The organism is Streptomyces sp. NPDC058691, assembly GCF_042714775.1.
Classification (GTDB): Bacteria; Actinomycetota; Actinomycetes; order Streptomycetales; family Streptomycetaceae; genus Actinacidiphila.
This window is the reverse complement of record NZ_JBHXSO010000070.1, coordinates 1-15,052: the sequence shown is the minus strand read 5'-3', so window position 1 is coordinate 15,052 and position 15,052 is coordinate 1. Positions and strand designations below refer to the sequence as shown.

13 protein-coding genes are annotated in these 15,052 nt (G+C 71.3%); 3 read left to right on the top strand and 10 right to left on the bottom strand.

Annotated features, from left to right (window positions below; all coding sequences use genetic code 11):
• The 10 genes from ACFWVC_RS33785 to eccB all read right to left on the bottom strand — a co-directional run bounded on the left by ACFWVC_RS33785 (position 1) and on the right by eccB (position 9,794).
• A complete protein-coding gene (locus tag ACFWVC_RS33785) occupies positions 1–1,518 on the bottom strand; it encodes a putative T7SS-secreted protein (protein WP_384296602.1) in 1,518 nt (505 codons plus the stop codon).
• Complete coding sequence (locus ACFWVC_RS33780; RefSeq protein WP_384296601.1) at positions 1,515–2,258, bottom strand: hypothetical protein; 744 nt, start codon at positions 2,256–2,258, stop codon at positions 1,515–1,517. Before ACFWVC_RS33780 ends, ACFWVC_RS33785 begins: the two co-directional genes overlap by 4 nt.
• On the bottom strand, positions 2,255–2,563 hold the full coding sequence (locus tag ACFWVC_RS33775; RefSeq protein WP_384296600.1) for a hypothetical protein: 309 nt from the start codon (positions 2,561–2,563) through the stop codon (positions 2,255–2,257). Before ACFWVC_RS33775 ends, ACFWVC_RS33780 begins: the two co-directional genes overlap by 4 nt.
• Positions 2,564–2,612: 49 nt before the next feature.
• Complete coding sequence (locus tag ACFWVC_RS33770; RefSeq protein ID WP_384296599.1) at positions 2,613–3,998, bottom strand: S8 family serine peptidase; 1,386 nt, start codon at positions 3,996–3,998, stop codon at positions 2,613–2,615.
• A gap of 82 nt (positions 3,999–4,080) precedes the next feature.
• Positions 4,081–5,544 carry a hypothetical protein gene (locus ACFWVC_RS33765; RefSeq protein WP_384296598.1) on the bottom strand — a complete coding sequence of 488 codons (1,464 nt, stop codon included), beginning with the start codon at positions 5,542–5,544 and terminating at the stop codon, positions 4,081–4,083.
• A 56-nt stretch (positions 5,545–5,600) separates the two neighbouring features.
• Positions 5,601–5,921, bottom strand: a complete 321-nt coding sequence (locus tag ACFWVC_RS33760; RefSeq protein WP_384296597.1) for a hypothetical protein — start codon at positions 5,919–5,921, stop codon at positions 5,601–5,603.
• A 21-nt stretch (positions 5,922–5,942) separates the two neighbouring features.
• Positions 5,943–7,217: a type VII secretion-associated serine protease mycosin gene (mycP, locus tag ACFWVC_RS33755; RefSeq protein ID WP_384296596.1), complete on the bottom strand. Its 1,275-nt coding sequence runs from the start codon at positions 7,215–7,217 to the stop codon at positions 5,943–5,945.
• 130 nt (positions 7,218–7,347) lie between these two features.
• Complete coding sequence (locus ACFWVC_RS33750; protein WP_384296595.1) at positions 7,348–7,638, bottom strand: WXG100 family type VII secretion target; 291 nt, start codon at positions 7,636–7,638, stop codon at positions 7,348–7,350.
• A 100-nt stretch (positions 7,639–7,738) separates the two neighbouring features.
• Positions 7,739–8,065 carry a WXG100 family type VII secretion target gene (locus tag ACFWVC_RS33745; RefSeq protein WP_384296594.1) on the bottom strand — a complete coding sequence of 109 codons (327 nt, stop codon included), beginning with the start codon at positions 8,063–8,065 and terminating at the stop codon, positions 7,739–7,741.
• A gap of 199 nt (positions 8,066–8,264) precedes the next feature.
• On the bottom strand, positions 8,265–9,794 hold the full coding sequence (eccB, locus tag ACFWVC_RS33740) for a type VII secretion protein EccB (protein WP_384296593.1): 1,530 nt from the start codon (positions 9,792–9,794) through the stop codon (positions 8,265–8,267).
• 271 nt (positions 9,795–10,065) lie between these two features.
• Here eccB and eccE point away from each other — a divergent pair, with 271 nt between their 5' ends.
• The 3 genes from eccE (at position 10,066) to ACFWVC_RS33725 (ending at position 15,006) form a co-directional block, all read left to right on the top strand.
• Complete coding sequence (gene eccE, locus ACFWVC_RS33735; RefSeq protein WP_384296592.1) at positions 10,066–11,403, top strand: type VII secretion protein EccE; 1,338 nt, start codon at positions 10,066–10,068, stop codon at positions 11,401–11,403.
• Complete coding sequence (locus ACFWVC_RS33730; RefSeq protein ID WP_384296591.1) at positions 11,403–12,251, top strand: hypothetical protein; 849 nt, start codon at positions 11,403–11,405, stop codon at positions 12,249–12,251. Before eccE ends, ACFWVC_RS33730 begins: the two co-directional genes overlap by 1 nt.
• A 340-nt stretch (positions 12,252–12,591) precedes the next feature.
• The gene (locus ACFWVC_RS33725; RefSeq protein ID WP_384296590.1) at positions 12,592–15,006 is read left to right on the top strand and encodes an SCO5717 family growth-regulating ATPase; all 2,415 of its coding nucleotides are present in this window, start codon (positions 12,592–12,594) and stop codon (positions 15,004–15,006) included.
• The last annotated feature ends 46 nt before the right edge of the window (positions 15,007–15,052 follow it).

Sequence of the window (15,052 nt, the reverse complement as noted above, 5' to 3'; positions counted from 1 at the left end):
CTATCCGAAGGGGTTGATGGTGTCGACGATCCGACCGGCCGTGGAACGGGCCTGGTCGATCTTTTCATGGACCTTGTCCGACGTGTACTGCACGTCCTCGGTCACGTGGCGCACGCCCTCCTTGTACAGATCCTTCGCGCCCATGGCGGCCTCGTACCCGCGTGCCGTCCACGACCGCGGGTCGATGTACTTCTCGACGACCGTGCCCGCCTCGTCGACGACCGGCCTGACGGAGTCCGCGAGGGCCGGGATGCGTGCCAGCGGGGTGCGCTCGATCAGCTCGGGCATGATCTTCCGGAACGGCGCGTCGAGAACGGACGTCCCCGCCCGGTAGAGCGTCGAGTCGCCGAACTCCTTGGCGACGGCGAGGGCGAACCGGTCCGCGAACTTGTCCGCGGTGACATGGATCGCGTGCGCCTTGTTGCCGAGGGAACTCCAGTTGCGCGCCACCCACTGCTCGGCGTCGTCGCCGAACTTGGCGGTCCCGCCGACCGCGTCGATGAGATCGCCGGCGCGCTTCCACGAATCGGCCGCCTTGGCACCGAAGTCCAGGACGTTCATCGGGATCTTGACGCCCTTCAGCGCGCCGACGGCGACCTTGCCGCCCCGGATGAAGTCGCCGAACGGCACGAACCCGACGATGTCGAGGCCGATGTCCATCCACGAACCGTTCTTGGCCCCCAGCGCCCAGCCTCCGGCGTGGAAGGCGAGCGCCCCGGCGTTCAGGACCATGCCGATGGCCTCGAACACCACGGCGCCCACGATGGTCTCGGAGAAGATGACCGCCAGGACGTCGCACGCCGCACTCGCGTACCCGAGCCAGTCGCCGATCTTGTAGAGCAGGTCGGCGTTGTTCTTCAGCCACTCCAGGACGTCGGCGGCGAGATCCTTGATCCTCTCGCCCAGATCCTTCAGGGAGTCGAGGAACCGGTCGAAGAGCCCCGGTTCGTCCGGGGCGCGTTCGGCCGCCTTGCGGATGGCCTCGGCCGCGGCGCGGGCCGCCGCCTCGTGGTCGCTCAGCAGGTCCTGGGCCTTCTTGATGACGGCGTTCAGCCCGTCCGTGGCCTCGTTGACCCGTTTGACGGCGAAGTCGAGGCGCCTCTGCGCCTCCTGCAGCGCCGCGTCGGTGTCGAAGGTCCGCCCCGCCAACTGCAGGTCCGGAGCGGACTGTGCCGAGGCCAGGTCCCGGCGGGCCTGCTCGGCCTCCGTCTCGAAGCGGACGGCGAGCGTCTGGAAGTCGGTGAGTTGCGACTGCCACCGGTGCAGGGCGTGCGCGGCGTCGATCAGCGAGCCGTGGCCGTCGGCCAGGTACTTCGGCAGTTCGCCGACCTTCTTGGCGAAGCCGTCCGCCGCGTCGCCCTCCCAGATGCCGTCGCTCTTGCCCAGCCGGGTCAGCGTGCCGTGCGCGTCGTTCAGCTGATTGCCGACCTTGCTCAGGGTGGTGACGAGCTGGGCCACGGACGCGGGGACCCCGGGCGCCGGGTCGAAACCGAGGGCGTCGTATGTCTGCGTGCTCATGCGTTCGCCGTCCCCTCATGGGCCTGTGCCGCGGTGCCCATCAAGGGCTCGGCGCCGGGGCCGGCGGCGTCACCGTTGCCGTCGTCCTCGCCTCCGAAGGTGATGGTGTCGGCGATGTCCGCGAGAACCGCCTGGTAGTGGAAGAGGTCCTGCGCGTCGGACGTGCTCAGGCAGAGCAGCAGCAGCCGGTTGTCCCGCGGGAACGGCAACCAGAGCTCGATCCGCACAAAGAACCGTTCCTGCTCGCCCTCCGGGAGCGCCCACACGGCGCGCGAGCCCGCGATGTTCACCACGGCGGGCCCCGCGGGAAGGGCGACGAGCTGGGCTTCGCCCCCGTCGTTGGTGCGCGCCAGTGTCTCCACGATCCCGGCAGTGGCAATCGCCGGATCCGGATTGTCCAGCTCCCGCACGCTGATCAACAGCGTGCAACGGCTGACCCGTTCCGGCGCCTGAGTGCCGTCGGCCGTTCCCCCGATGGGGAAGACGCCGAGCGCCTGGTAGACGGCGCCGTCGGCGGCGAGCTGCTGGGAGTTCGCGGCATGCACGGCTGTGAACATCCGGCGCAACGGCTCCAAGTCCTCCCGGTCGCCCCAGTAGTCGCGGGCGTACGCCCGCATCCGGTCCGTGAACGCCTCTTCGTCCAACCCGATGCCGAGGGGTATCTCATGGAACTCGGGCTGCACCTGGAACCGGAACGCCTCGGCCCCGGCCTCCGGCCCGCCCTCGGACGTCGACGTCACGTGGCCGCCCCCTTGCCGGACTGCGTGAAGGAGGCAGCGACCTGCTGCTCCAGGGTCTCGTACACCTTCCGGGTGTCGGCCAGCCCCTTGGTGACGCCTCCCGTCGCGTCCGCGATGAGCCCGATCCCGTACCCCCAGGCGTCCTGGAAGTCGTCGCAGGCCGCCTCCAGTTCCGCGAAGCCGGAGCCCTTCGGGCCGATGTCCTTCAGGACCTTCATCGCGGAGCGCATCTCGTCGGCGCAGTTCCCCAACTGCGTGCAGAGCTCCGCGAGAGCGTCGAGTTCCACCTTGTAGTAACCGGCCATGGCCGATGTCTTCTCCCCGTTGAATGTGTTGGAGTGCGAAAGCTGTTCGTTACGGGCGCCCCGACCCCCACGACGAGGGCGGCGGCGTTTGCGGCCGGCCCCCATAGGGGTTCTGCGCGTACGGATTGCCCTGCGGCTGGGGCTGGGGCTGATACTGCTGCGGCGCGTGCGGCTGCGGCTGCGGCTGCCCGTACTGCGGGTATCCGCCGCCGGGCGCGCCGGGGCCGCCCGACCCGCCGGGGCGGTTGTCGCCGCCCTTGTTGCGGCGGGCGATCTTGACGATCACGAAGATGATCAGGGCGAGGACGAGGAGGCCGACCAGGCCGATCACACTGAGGGCGATGACCTGCTTGCGGTCGGCGGCCGCCTGCTCGTCGTCGCTCATGGCACCGCCCGTGGCGTTCGGCGCGGCGGACGAGGGGTCGGCCGTGGCTCCCTGCCCGGTCTTCAGCGACTCCGGCACGGCGAGCGGGCCGTACGTGGGCCCGGCAGGGATGTCCCGGGTGAGCGCGGCGAGCGGCTGGATGAAGCCGTAGCCGTAGCGCTTGTCCGGCAGAGAGATGTCCTTCGCGGACGCGGGCAGTCCGGCGGACTTCGTCAGGCGGGTGACGATCTGCCCCGCCGTCAGGTCCGGAAATTCGGCGCGCAGAAGGGCTGCCGCGGCCGAGACGTAGGCGGTCGCGTCGGATGTCCCGGTTCCCGAGCGGTAGGCGGTGTCGGATTTCGACCCGGCGGCGACGATGAACGTCGCCGGCGCGGTGAGGAGAACCTCGGAGCCGTAATTGGAGTTCTCCCAGATCTCCGTATTGTTCTTCACACCGCCGACCGCCAACACGCCCGGATACCTGGCCGGATATCCCGCTCCGGTTCCTTCGTTACCCGATCCGGCCACCACCAGGACGTCTTTCTGCAACGCATAGGCGATTGCCTGCGCCTCCGCGGGGCGTGAGTCCGAGCCCTCCTGCGAAATGTTGATCACGGAGGCGCCGTGATCGACGGCGTAGCGGATCGACGACGCAAAGCCGTCGTCGTCGCCACCGTCGTCGCGAATGTCGAGGATCGTCGCTTCCGGGGCAAGGCCCATGACGCCGTCGGCCCCGCCGGGGCCGTGTCCATGGGCGGCGATGACCGAAGCCATGCCGGTGCCGTGGTCCTCGTCCGACTGCGGGGCCGTGGAGCCCCCGTCGATGAAGTCCTTGCCTTCTTTCACATTGCCTTTGAGGTCCACGTGATCGGCATTGACTCCGCTGTCGATGACAGCGACGGTAACGCCATGACCCTTCGTGATCTTCCAGATGGAAGCCGCGTCGAAGGCCTTCAGCGCCCATTGGTCCTGCCTGGTCTGATCCGCTGAAGCAACCGGTGCAGCGGCGAAGATCAGCGCACCTGCGAGCACAACGCCACCCGCTGAGCGCAGCGTCGGTTTGAAGGCCATTCCAAGTCCTCTCTCAGGCAGTGTGGGGGCTACGGCTTCGCCGGCCGAGCCCCCACACTGTTCTACAAGCTGCTGTGCGCCGCTACTCGATGACCCGAGGAGCGTTGTTGCGCTCAGGTGTCCACGTCTCCTCGTCCTCGACCAGGTAGTCGGGACGCTCGCCCTCGCGCCGCTCTTCCTCTTCCGCCTGACCGCTCTGACCGCGGCCCATCATGCGGTTCGCGCCCTTGCCGACATTGCTGCCGCCGCCCGCGCCGGCGGCGCCGCGGCTCCTGTGCAGGCCCGAGCCGCCAGGCGTACCGCGCGTGCCCGATCCGGTGCCCTTGGCGGCGCCCACGACACCGCCGCCGCGACGGGCGAGGCTGCCTCCGCGTCCGGCCGTGGCACCGCCCCTGCCGCCCGCTCCGGCGCCCGCACCGCCGGCACCGGGCATTCCGCCCCGACCGGCCGCTCCGGAACGTCCCGCCGTGCCGCCGGCGCCACCGCGCGCGGCCGCACCGCCCCGCGGGCCGAGTGCGGCACCGCCGACGCCGCCAGGGAGGCCGCCACCGCCGACGCCGCCTCCCGCCACTCCGCCGCCGACACCGACGCCGCCACCGCTTCCTGCGGCGCCACCGCCATGGCCGCCCGCTCCGCCCGCGCCTCCCGCGATCCCGTCGATGGCCGTGCCCACCTGGGGCTTGGTACTGACAGCGGGCTTCTGCACGCCACCGGTGATGCCCGATTCACGAGGCGACTTCACCTGGCCTGACGGGACCACAGGGCGGGTGGTCGTACCGCCGTTCCTGCCCTGGCTCGGCCCGTTCGAACGAGGGCTGACGACCTCGCCGGGAATCGGCATGGGCACCGGCGCGACACCACCCGGGTCACCGGGGTAGTCGTCGCTGTCGTCCACGCCGCTGCGAGGCGTCGGCTTCTTCGTCCACGACCCCATCGCGCGCGACTGGGCGTTGTACCCCGCGCCGAGCTGCTCCATCTTCACAGCCATCTCGAGCTGCGCTTCCTTGCCTGCCGACAGCGAACCGCGGCTGCGGTCGAGCGCGGACTCCGTGTCCATCCCGTTCGCGAGGTCGGAGTGCAGTTGCTCGTCGCTGCGGTCGAAACCGTCGCCGAGCGCATCGCCCCAGCTCGACAGGGTGCCGGGCTTCTCCATCGCGTCGACCTGCGGCTTGATCGTCTTGAGCACGGACGCCGCGTTGGTCATCGCCTGCGAGGTGTACTTCGCATACGTGGAGCAGTCCGTGATCATCTTGCTGATGATCGTGGCCTGTGCCCGGAACCCCTCGGCCGCGGCACCGTCCCAGTGCTGGGTGATGTGCTCGACAGCGGTGTCGAAGACGGACTTGGCGCTGCCGGATCCGGTGACCAGCTGGTCGTGCACCTGGAGCCAGCCCTTGGCGCAGGACTCGACCTCCACGTGGTCGGCGTTGGCGAGCATGGCCTTCATCTGGTCCATGTTCTTCGCGCCGGCGAAGTTCGTGGTGTGCTCCCCGGCATAGCACTGCGTCGGGGCCTGGTACTCGTAGTACGTTCCCTCGTCAGCCATGATTCCTGTCCCCCTTGGCGACCGGCACGACGTTCATCGATCCGCGCATGATGTGCTCACCCACCGCTGCCGGACATGCCGCCCTGCGCGTCGTATTCGGCGTCCGAGTAATGGCCGTGCACCTTCTTGGTCTTGCCGCCGAAGTCGTTCATGACGCCGTGGATGTAGGTCACAACCGACTCGATGTGCGTCTTCATGTCCTCATGCGCGCGGGCCAGTTCGTCGGCCTCTTCGAATCCGGATCCGAGCGCGCCGGGCGGCAGGTAGGTGTCGTTCTTGGCACAGACATTGGCGACACCCAATTGGCTGATCACACCGTTCAGCTTGGTGATCGTGTCCTCTAGCTCACTCAGATCGACCTTGTACTGGTCACTCATCGTGTGGCTCCCCGTTCCTACTCATGTGTTGATCCCTCGCTTGCGACGCAAGTCGCCGAGGACGACCCCGCCTCCCACCAGCAGGGCGATGCCCCCGGCCGCGCCGCCGACCGCGTAGACGGCGTAGCGCTCGGTGCGTTGCTGAGGGCTCTCGCCGAGGATGACCGTGGCGGCCTCGATCTTCTCGTGGCCACCGGGGTTGACGACCGGGTCGGGCGTCGGGGCGGCCTGGGGGGCTTCGGCGTCGTCGTTGACCGCGGCGACGGGGTCGATGACGCCCCAGCCGACGAAGTCGTCGCGGCCGGGCTTGCCGCGGTCGGCCGTCTGCTCGATCTGGGTGATGACCTGGCGGTAGCCCCAGTCGGGGTGCTTGGCCCGGATGAGGGCGGCGACACCGGAGACGTAGGGCGCGGAGAAACTGGTGCCCTGGTCGATGCAGTGGCCGCCGGAGGGAACGGTGGAGACCATGTCGACGCCCGGGGCGGCGACGCCCACGAACGGGCCCGGCTGCGAGAAGTTGGCGCGGGCGTTGTCGCGGTCGGACGCGCCGACGGCCAGGACACCGTCGTAGGAGGCGGGGTAGGTCAGCTTGACCTTGCCGTCGGCGCCGTCGTTGCCGGCGGCGGCGACGATGAGCACGTCATGGTCCTTGGCGTAGTCCACGGCCTGCTCCAGCGCCGAGTTGGGCGGCATTCTCGTCGCCGTGTCCTGCGAGATGTTGATGACCTTGGCGCCCTGCCGGACGGCGTAGCGGATGGCCTCGGACATCGTCTTGACGGTGCCGCCACCCTGGTTGTCGTTCTGCCGGATGGCGAGTATCGAGGCGCGCGGTGCGATGCCGACGAAGCCGGTGTCCGCGGCGGGGCGGGCGGCGATGATGCCGGCGACCTTGGTGCCGTGGCCGACCGGATCCTCGGTGCCGTCGTTCTCCTTGCGCCGATCGATCAGATCCTTGCCGGCGCGGAACTTTATGGCGGTGGCGAGTTGACTGTTCTTCTTGTCGACGCCCGTGTCGATGACGGCGACGATCACGCCGAGCCCCTGGGTGTCCTGCCAGAGCTGGTCCAGGACGATGCGCTGGAGCGACCAGGGCGTGCCCGCGATCGGGGCGGACGGGAAGGAGCACTGGGTGTCGTCGATCTGGAAGCGCTCCCCCGCGCCGCCGCCGTCCGCGAGGACGGTCCGTACGCCGTCGGCCGAGGCGCCGGCCACCGCGTCCCCGGCAGCGTCCCCGGAGGCCGGCAGGCCGAAGGCGGTGATCGCCGCGGCTGCGGCGATTGCGGCGGTGCGCCTCACGGCGTGCGATCCCACTGGTGTCCCGTCCTCCCGTTGTGCGCGGTCCGTGGGCCGAACCGCGCAGGAGGGCGAGCACGTACGTCGTCCGTACCCGCCCGCCCCCGTCGCGTACTACGCGCCAGGCGCGCAGTCAGCCCCAGATCTGCCGGTTCTTGTTCTCGGTGTCCTGGTAGTTCTGCGCCGCGGTGTCGAGCGCGCGGGCGATGGCCTCCAGCGTCTGGTGCAAGGAGGCGGCGCGCTGGTCCCACTCGGTCTGCTTGGCGCGGTAGGCCTCCTGCGCCGAGCCTTCCCACGTGGCGGCGATCTTCTTGACGCCGGACTCGAGGTCGTCCAGCTGGCGCTTGACGTTGTTGGCCGTCGTACGGACGTCCGTCGCGGCCTGGGAGATGGTCTGGAAGTTGACCAGGATCTGCCCGGACATGTGATGTCTCCTCAGATGTTGGATTCGGACAGGAACGGCGAGCGCTGCGTGCGCCGCCGCGCGCCCGTGACGGGCGGCGGGCACCGGCGCACAGGGCCGGTCATCCGAACGGGTTGGCACCCGGGGCGGAGATGCTCTGGATGGACGCGCGCTGCTCCTCCTCGGAGGCGGAGTAGTTCCGGGTGCTCGCGTCGACGGCTTCCTTGATGTCGCCCAGGATCTGGTTGATCTTGTTGGCGTCCTCGTTCACCTGCGTCTGCAGGTTGTTGTACGCCGTGGCAGCGGAGCCCTTCCAGCCGGAGGTGATCGTGTCGATCACGGTCTGGAGGCGGCGAATCTCGCCCTGGATCGAGGAGTTGACCGTGGAGATACGGCTGCTGAACGCAACCATCTCCTCCTCGGTCATGGTGAACTGCTGTCCAGCCATGTGTGGCATCCCCCATGAGACGTAGAAGATCCGGTATCCGATCGACAACGGTCGGGCGTTGTCGGCCCTCAACTCTAGCCAATACCCGTGACAAGGCGAACAGGTAACCGGTTTCGTATCGGGATCCTGACCGTCATCACCAAACCCTCACGTTACTAAGGGCGTTGAGGGGAAGGCGAGGGTATTGTTCCGGCCTTGATCAGGAACCCTGAGCCTGCTTGGCGGCACCTTCGTCGAGTGTCGGACCGGTCGCCAGAAGATCGGACCAGATCTTCGGCACGGGCACCGGGGAGTTCTTCCCGTACCCCAATTTGGTCTGGACGACACCGACTTGCTCGTCCTGCTTGGCGGCACCGCCGGCGTCGCTGTCCCCCGTCGTCGGCACCGAGTAGCGCAGACCGGTGTCGGTGACGAGGTAGATGGATCCGATGCGCTTGTCGGTGCCGTCGTACGCCCTGTAGAACAGGCCGCTGCCCGGGGAGACGTAGGTGTTCGTACCGCTCTGCGCGACGTCCCGGGGGAACTTCAGCCCGGCCCACATCGTCATCGCGGGCTGCTTGGTGAGCTTGTCGTCGGTGCCGCTGTAGACGCTGCAGGCGACCCGGCGGCCGGTCTTCTCGTCCTGGGTGTTGGCCTGGGTGACGGCCTTCTCGGGCCAGCCCAGATCGTCCAGATAGGTCTCGCTCGCCTGCGCCGAGGCGACCTCGCCGATGCCGACGGACGCGGGCTCCGGCGAACCGCTGTACAGCGAGGCCGCCTGGGGGCTGTTGAGCAGCAGCTTGGCCACGAAGTCCGTGACCCGCACGACCCGGTCCTTCTGCACCACGTACTGGTCGTTGTTGGCCTTGAGGACCAGGCCGACCTTCGCGTGCTCCGGGTTCAGGCCGGGCGCGGCGGAAGGGGCGCCGATGTCCGCGACGGGCGGGAAGTAGACGGCGCCGTGCCCGCCGCCCAGCGTCGACAGGAAGGCGGCGTCCACCTTCTGCGGCTGCGCGGAGGCGTCGAAGATCACCTGGCGCAGGAGGTTCACCGTGGCGGGGTCCTGCTTGCCGTCGGGGCCGCCCAGCAGAAAGGCGTTGCCCCTGTCCGTCACCAGGTACTGGGCGCCGCCGGGCACCTCGATGTAGAGCGCCTCGTCTGCGCGCAGCCGGTTCCGGCCGCCGACGAGCGCCGCCTCCTTGGGCTTCTGCTGGTTGATGACGAACACCGCGCGCTGCGACGCGGCGTTGACGCCGCCGCCCGGCGACTCGCACAGCGCCCAGGTCTTGGCCTTGCCGGCGTCGTCGGCGCTGGGCAGCCGGTCGGGGGCGTACGGGATGCCGATGGTGGTGCCCAGCGTCATGCCGCTGTTGTCCAGCACCGATTCCTTGACCTTGATGACCGCGAACTTCTGCGGGTCCAGGAGCAGCCGGGCGGAGGCGAGATTGAGCACGGGGTGCAACTGCGCCTCGCCGTTGGTCTTCAGCACCACATAGCGGGTGGTCGACTCGTCGCCGACGATGACCTTCTCGGCCGGCTTGTTCCAGCCGGTCGGCGCGGAGGGCTTGAGTATGCCCCAGAAGCCGAAGGCGACGACTATCAGCAGTGCCACGACGAGACTCGGGGCGACGGTCTTGAGCGGGCGCGGGGCCGCTTCCTCCGAACCGTGCGGCGAGGGCTGGAGAAACGCGGCCACCGTGCGCTTGCGTGCGAACGAGTAGGCGTTCAGCTCATCCCTGCGTGTCGCCATCCCTGCGTCAACTCCCCGTTGTTCGCTGCTGTGTTGTCATGCCCGACGCCGGGGCCCGCACCGCCGCGACGACGGCGGGGGCCAGTGGGACCCCTACTATGCCGTGTGACAATCGCACCGTACGGTACGGGGTAGGGTGATCGGCCCGCCAGCCACCGCCGGGAACGCCCCGTGGGACGACCGGGCCCCGGGGATCCAGGGGCGGACGCGGAGCGGCGGAGCAGACGTACGAAGCCGGCGTACGAACGGAAGCAGAGGGGTTGCACGGGGGATGACCACCGCGACCAGGTCCGGGCACGTGTCCGGGAACCAGCCACCGCCTTCGCGTTCCGGGCCGCCCGGGACCTCCGGTGGCGCCCCCCGCGGCCGGCGGGCCGGGGCGGCGGCCCCGGTGATGACCCGGCGGCCGGGGAGCATAGGCCCGGTGCGGGTGCAGCAACTCGTGCTGATCGAGCTGGCCCTCGCACTGCTGCTGGGCGGCTATCTGATCCACAGGGTGATGGGTCCGGTCGTCGCCGCCGTCGTCGCGCTGCCGCTGGTCCTCTTCGGCCTGCTGCGCAAGCGCGGCCGGCCGATGCCCGAATGGATGTCCGCCGCACGGGCGCTGAAAACCCGTCAGCGGCGCAACGCGGCCCCGGTGCCGCCGGGTACCGACCCCGGCTTCGTGCCCGCCGTCGAGTGCGACCCGGCACTGCGCACCTACGGCTTCACCGACGAACGCGAGCAGCGCGAGATCGGCATGGTCGGGGACGGCACCTTCCTGACCGCCGTGGTGCAGGTGCAGGCGATCGACGAACCGTTGCGGCCGGCGCGCGGCACGCGCTCGCTGCCGCTCGACCTGCTGCACGGCCTGCTGGAAGTGGACGACATCCGCCTGGCGTCCGTGCAGGTCGTCCAGCACACCCAGCCCGCGCCCGCGCCGCACCTGCCCCCCCAGGCGGTGGCCGCACGCTCGTACGCGCCGTTGCAGGCGCAGTCGCGGACCCCGGGGCTGCGGCTGACCTGGGTCGCCCTCAAGCTCGACCCGGAGCTGTGCCCCGAGGCCGTCAAGGCCCGCGGCGGCGGCATCGCCGGTGCCCGCCGGGCGCTGCTGCGCGCCGCCGACCACCTGACGAGCCGGCTGGTGGGCGCCGGGCTGCAGGCCCGCGTGCTGACCGAGCCCGAGATCATCGCCGCGGTGGCGACGTCGAGTTGTGTGAATCCGCTCGCCACCACGGGCGGCGCCGCGCTCGACGGCAGCCGCCAGGCGCGCCGCACCTCGGAGAGCCCGCGCGCCTGGCGCTGCGACGACCGCTGGCACACCACGTACTGGGTCAGCCGCTGGCCGCAATTGGGCCCCGAGGCGACCGGACTGCCGGACCTGGTCGGGCTGCTGACCTCCTCCCCCGCCCTGGCGAGCACCTTCTCGCTGGTCGTCACGCCGGGCGGGAGCCGGGCGTCGCTGCTGTCCGGCCACGTGCGGCTGACCGGCCGCAGCGAGAACGAACTCGTCGAGGCCCGGACGCAGTTGGAGCGCCAGGCGGCCGCGTCCAGAGTGGGTCTGGTGCGGCTGGACCGTGAGCAGGTGCCCGGCGTCCTCGCCACACTGCCCCTGGGAGGTACCCGCTGATGCCGGCCCCGACCACTCCCGCCTTCGGCGGACAGCGCCCCGGCGCCGGCTCCGGGTTCCCCGGCGGCGCCGAACCTCGTCCCTCGCACCTGCCGCTCGGCCCCGACCGCGGCGGCCCCGCGGGCGAGGGCACCGCGCGGCGTACCCTGCGTGCGGCCTTCGGCCTCCTCGGCCCGCGCCGCGACCGTCACACGATGGCGCCCGGGCAGTTGTCCGGCCTGTCCCTGCCGATCGGTGACGACGGCGTCGTCATCGGCGTCGACGCGACCAACCAGCCCGCGGTGCTGGCCCTGAGCCGGCCGGCCCGGCTGGACGTGCTGCTCGTCGGCAGCATGTGGCTGGCGCAGGTGCTGTCGCTGCGCGCCGCCGCGACCGGGGCGCGGGTGGCGGTGGAGACCGCCCGCCCGCAGTCCTGGGCGCCCATGGCGCAGGCGGCGGGCGGCGGCCAGCAGTGCGTGACGGTGCACGAGGTCGGCCGGATCGCGCCGCAGGGCCCGTCCGTGCACAGCCCGGTGGTCATCGTCCGGGACTGCGGCGCCCGCCCGCCGCGCAGCCGGGTCGCCGCGCAGTCCTGGCAGTCCGTCATGACGCTGGTCCCCTACCTCGGTCCGACCGCGCCCCGCCTGCTGAGCGGCGCGGACGTGGTCGGCCTCCAGCGGGTCTCCCCGCAGGAGGCCGAGGTCATCGGCCGGGTGATGGGGCTGTCGGACGCCGACGTCGCCGCGCTGCCGACACTCGGCGACAACGTGACGATGTGGTGCACGCGCAAGCACCGGCAGTTCGTCATGACGCAGCCCACGGACGCGGAGTCGGGTCTGCTGGGCCCGGCCCGCCGGATCGACCAGTAGTAGCCGTACGGTCCCGGACCCGGCGGCCTCCCTCGTCCGCCGGTCGTGAACGCGGGCCACACGCGCGTTTCCCGGCCCCGGTGGCGGGCATGGGGCACGGGGGCCCGGTGCGTGTACCGGGGCGTCAACTCACCGGGGGGCACGGTCCACGGGGCGGGACAAAGCAGGCATCACGTCATGGCGCGGACCGTGAGGCCAATGGCACTTGCCGTCCGCGCGGGGCGAGTGATTAGGCTCTTGCGGTGAGCCGCGAAAAGGCTCGCCGCCGAACTCCGTCACGGGGGGAAGCGTGTCCGTTCCCGGCGGGCCGGGCGCGTACATCAGTCGACCAGGAGGCACAGTGAGCAGCGATCAGGACGACATCCGCGCGGGCGGGGCCGCCCCGGACGGGGATCAGTCCGACGCGGACCTCACGGGTGAGTTCCAGATCGACTACGCGCCCCCGTCCTGGTACACGCAGCAGGCAGGCGGCGGTTCGGCGCCTGCCGCGGCCGCCACTCCGCCGCCGCCCGTGGGACCTCCCGTCGGCCCGCCGGTGGGAGCGCCCGTGACGGCTCCTCCGGCCGCCGAACCGTCCTGGAACGCCGCCCCCCGGCAGACTCCGCCCGCACCGCCCGCGCCCCAGGTTCCGGAGGCCGCGGCGTCGGGCTCCCCGACGCCGCGCCCCGCCGCCGAGCAGCCGCCCGCACCGCCCGCCCGCGAGTCCGCCGCCGCGGCGGTGTTCGCCGACCCGGAGCCCGCGCGCGCCGGGGAACCGGCGGAGCCGGCACGGGAGCAGCCGCCCGCGAACCCCCGACCGGCCCCGGAACAGCGCCCGGAGCAGGGCCAGGAGAGCGGGGAACCGGAGGCGGCCGCCGAGCCCGCGCCGCCCGTGGCCGAGCCGCCGGCCCCCATGCCCGCCCCCGCGCCGCAGTCCCACGTACCGCCCCTGCCGCCGGAGTACCAGCCCGCGGCCGCCGGGCAGCAACCCCCGCAACCGCCGCAGCCCCAGCAGGGTTACGGCTACCCGCCGCCCACCGAGGGCGCGCCCTGGGGCGACCCCAACGCGCCCCAGCCCCCGCAGCCCCCGTACGGCTACGGCTACCCGCAGCCCGTGCAGGGCGGTTACGGCTATCCGCCGCCCACCCAGGGGACGCCGTGGGGCGACCCCAACGCGCCCCAGCCCCCGCACCCGCAGCAGGGCTACGGCTATCCGCAACCCCCGGCTCCGCCGCAGCAGCCGCCGCTGCCCCACCCGCAGCAGGGCCTGCCGCCCTACCCCCAGCCGCCGGCACCCGGCCCGGCGCAGCCCGTGCCGCCGCAGGCCGGTCCCAACCCTCCTGCCCCGCAGCAGGGTTACGGCTATCCCCAGCCGCCCGCGCCGCAGCCGCTGCCCCAACCGCAGCAACCCCAGCAAGCCCAGGCCCAGCCGCAGGCGGACGACCAGCCGCAGCCCCCCGTCGATCCGCGGATCGCGGCCGGCTGGGGCGGCCAGGGTCCCGGCCAGGAGCAGCAGCAACGCGTCACGCACGGCGCCCCGCTCGGCTACAACGCGGCCGTCGAGCTGTCCTCGGACCGCCTGCTGCGCCAGCAGCCCAAGGCACGCAAGAACAACAACCAGCCGTCCCGCTTCAAGATCGGCGCCAAGAAGGAGGAGCAGGAGCGCCAGCGCAAGCTGGATCTGATCCGCACCCCGGTGCTGTCCTGCTACCGCATCGCGGTGATCAGCCTCAAGGGCGGCGTGGGCAAGACCACGACGACCACGGCCCTCGGCGCCACGCTCGCCTCCGAGCGGCAGGACAAGATCCTGGCCATCGACGCCAACCCGGACGCCGGCACCCTCGGCCGCCGCGTGCGCCGCGAGACCGGCGCGACCATCCGCGACCTGGTCCAGGCGCTGCCGCACCTCAACAGCTACATGGACATCCGCCGCTTCACCTCGCAGGCACCCTCCGGTCTGGAGATCATCGCCAACGACGTGGACCCGGCGGTCTCCACGACCTTCAACGACCAGGACTACCGGCGCGCCGTGGGCCTGCTCGGCCAGCAGTACCCGATCATCCTCACCGACTCGGGCACCGGTCTGCTCTACAGCGCCATGCGTGGCGTGCTCGACCTCGCGGACCAGCTGATCATCGTCTCCACCCCGTCCGTGGACGGCGCCAGCAGTGCGAGCACGACGCTGGACTGGCTCTCCGCGCACGGCTACGCGGACCTGGTGCAGCGCAGTCTCACCGTGATCTCGGGGGTCCGCGAGACCGGAAAGATGATCAAGGTGGAGGACATCGTCGCGCACTTCGAGACGCGCTGCCGCGGTGTCGTCGTCGTGCCCTTCGACGAGCACCTGGCCGCGGGCGCGGAGGTCGACCTCGACATGATGCGGCCCAAGACCCGCGAGGCGTACTTCAACCTCGCGGCGCTGGTCGCCGACGACTTCATGCGCGCGCAGCAGGCACAGGGCGTCTACCCGCACCAGCAGCAGATGCCGCAGCAAGGGAACTACCCGCCGCCGCAGGCCGGGCAGCCCTACCCGGGGCAGCCGATGCCGCCTCAGCAGGGCGGCTACCCGCCCCCGCCGCCGCACCAGCAGCCTTACGGGCAGCCGGCCCCGCCGCCCCCGCCCGCTCCGGGGGGCATGCCGCAGGGCTGGACCCAGCAGCCGCCCCCGCCGCCGCAGGCCCGGCAGGCGCCGCACCAGCAGCCCGAAGAGCCCGAGCAGCCGGGGCAGCAGGGCACGCCGGGCCCGATCCCGCCGGGCTGGACGCACCAGCAGTAGGAGAACGAGAGCACCAAGGCCGAGGGCCCGCTCCGCCGTCATGGCG

Coding starts and splice junctions, on each gene's coding strand:
- ACFWVC_RS33785 (WP_384296602.1), bottom strand. CDS start 1,518: ATGAGCACGCAGACATACGACGCCCTCGGTTTCGACCCGGCGCCCGGG.
- ACFWVC_RS33775 (WP_384296600.1), bottom strand. CDS start 2,563: ATGGCCGGTTACTACAAGGTGGAACTCGACGCTCTCGCGGAGCTCTGC.
- ACFWVC_RS33770 (WP_384296599.1), bottom strand. CDS start 3,998: ATGGCCTTCAAACCGACGCTGCGCTCAGCGGGTGGCGTTGTGCTCGCA.
- ACFWVC_RS33765 (WP_384296598.1), bottom strand. CDS start 5,544: ATGGCTGACGAGGGAACGTACTACGAGTACCAGGCCCCGACGCAGTGC.
- ACFWVC_RS33760 (WP_384296597.1), bottom strand. CDS start 5,921: ATGAGTGACCAGTACAAGGTCGATCTGAGTGAGCTAGAGGACACGATC.
- ACFWVC_RS33750 (WP_384296595.1), bottom strand. CDS start 7,638: ATGTCCGGGCAGATCCTGGTCAACTTCCAGACCATCTCCCAGGCCGCG.
- ACFWVC_RS33745 (WP_384296594.1), bottom strand. CDS start 8,065: ATGGCTGGACAGCAGTTCACCATGACCGAGGAGGAGATGGTTGCGTTC.
- eccB (WP_384296593.1), bottom strand. CDS start 9,794: ATGGCGACACGCAGGGATGAGCTGAACGCCTACTCGTTCGCACGCAAG.
- eccE (WP_384296592.1), top strand. CDS start 10,066: ATGACCACCGCGACCAGGTCCGGGCACGTGTCCGGGAACCAGCCACCG.
- ACFWVC_RS33730 (WP_384296591.1), top strand. CDS start 11,403: ATGCCGGCCCCGACCACTCCCGCCTTCGGCGGACAGCGCCCCGGCGCC.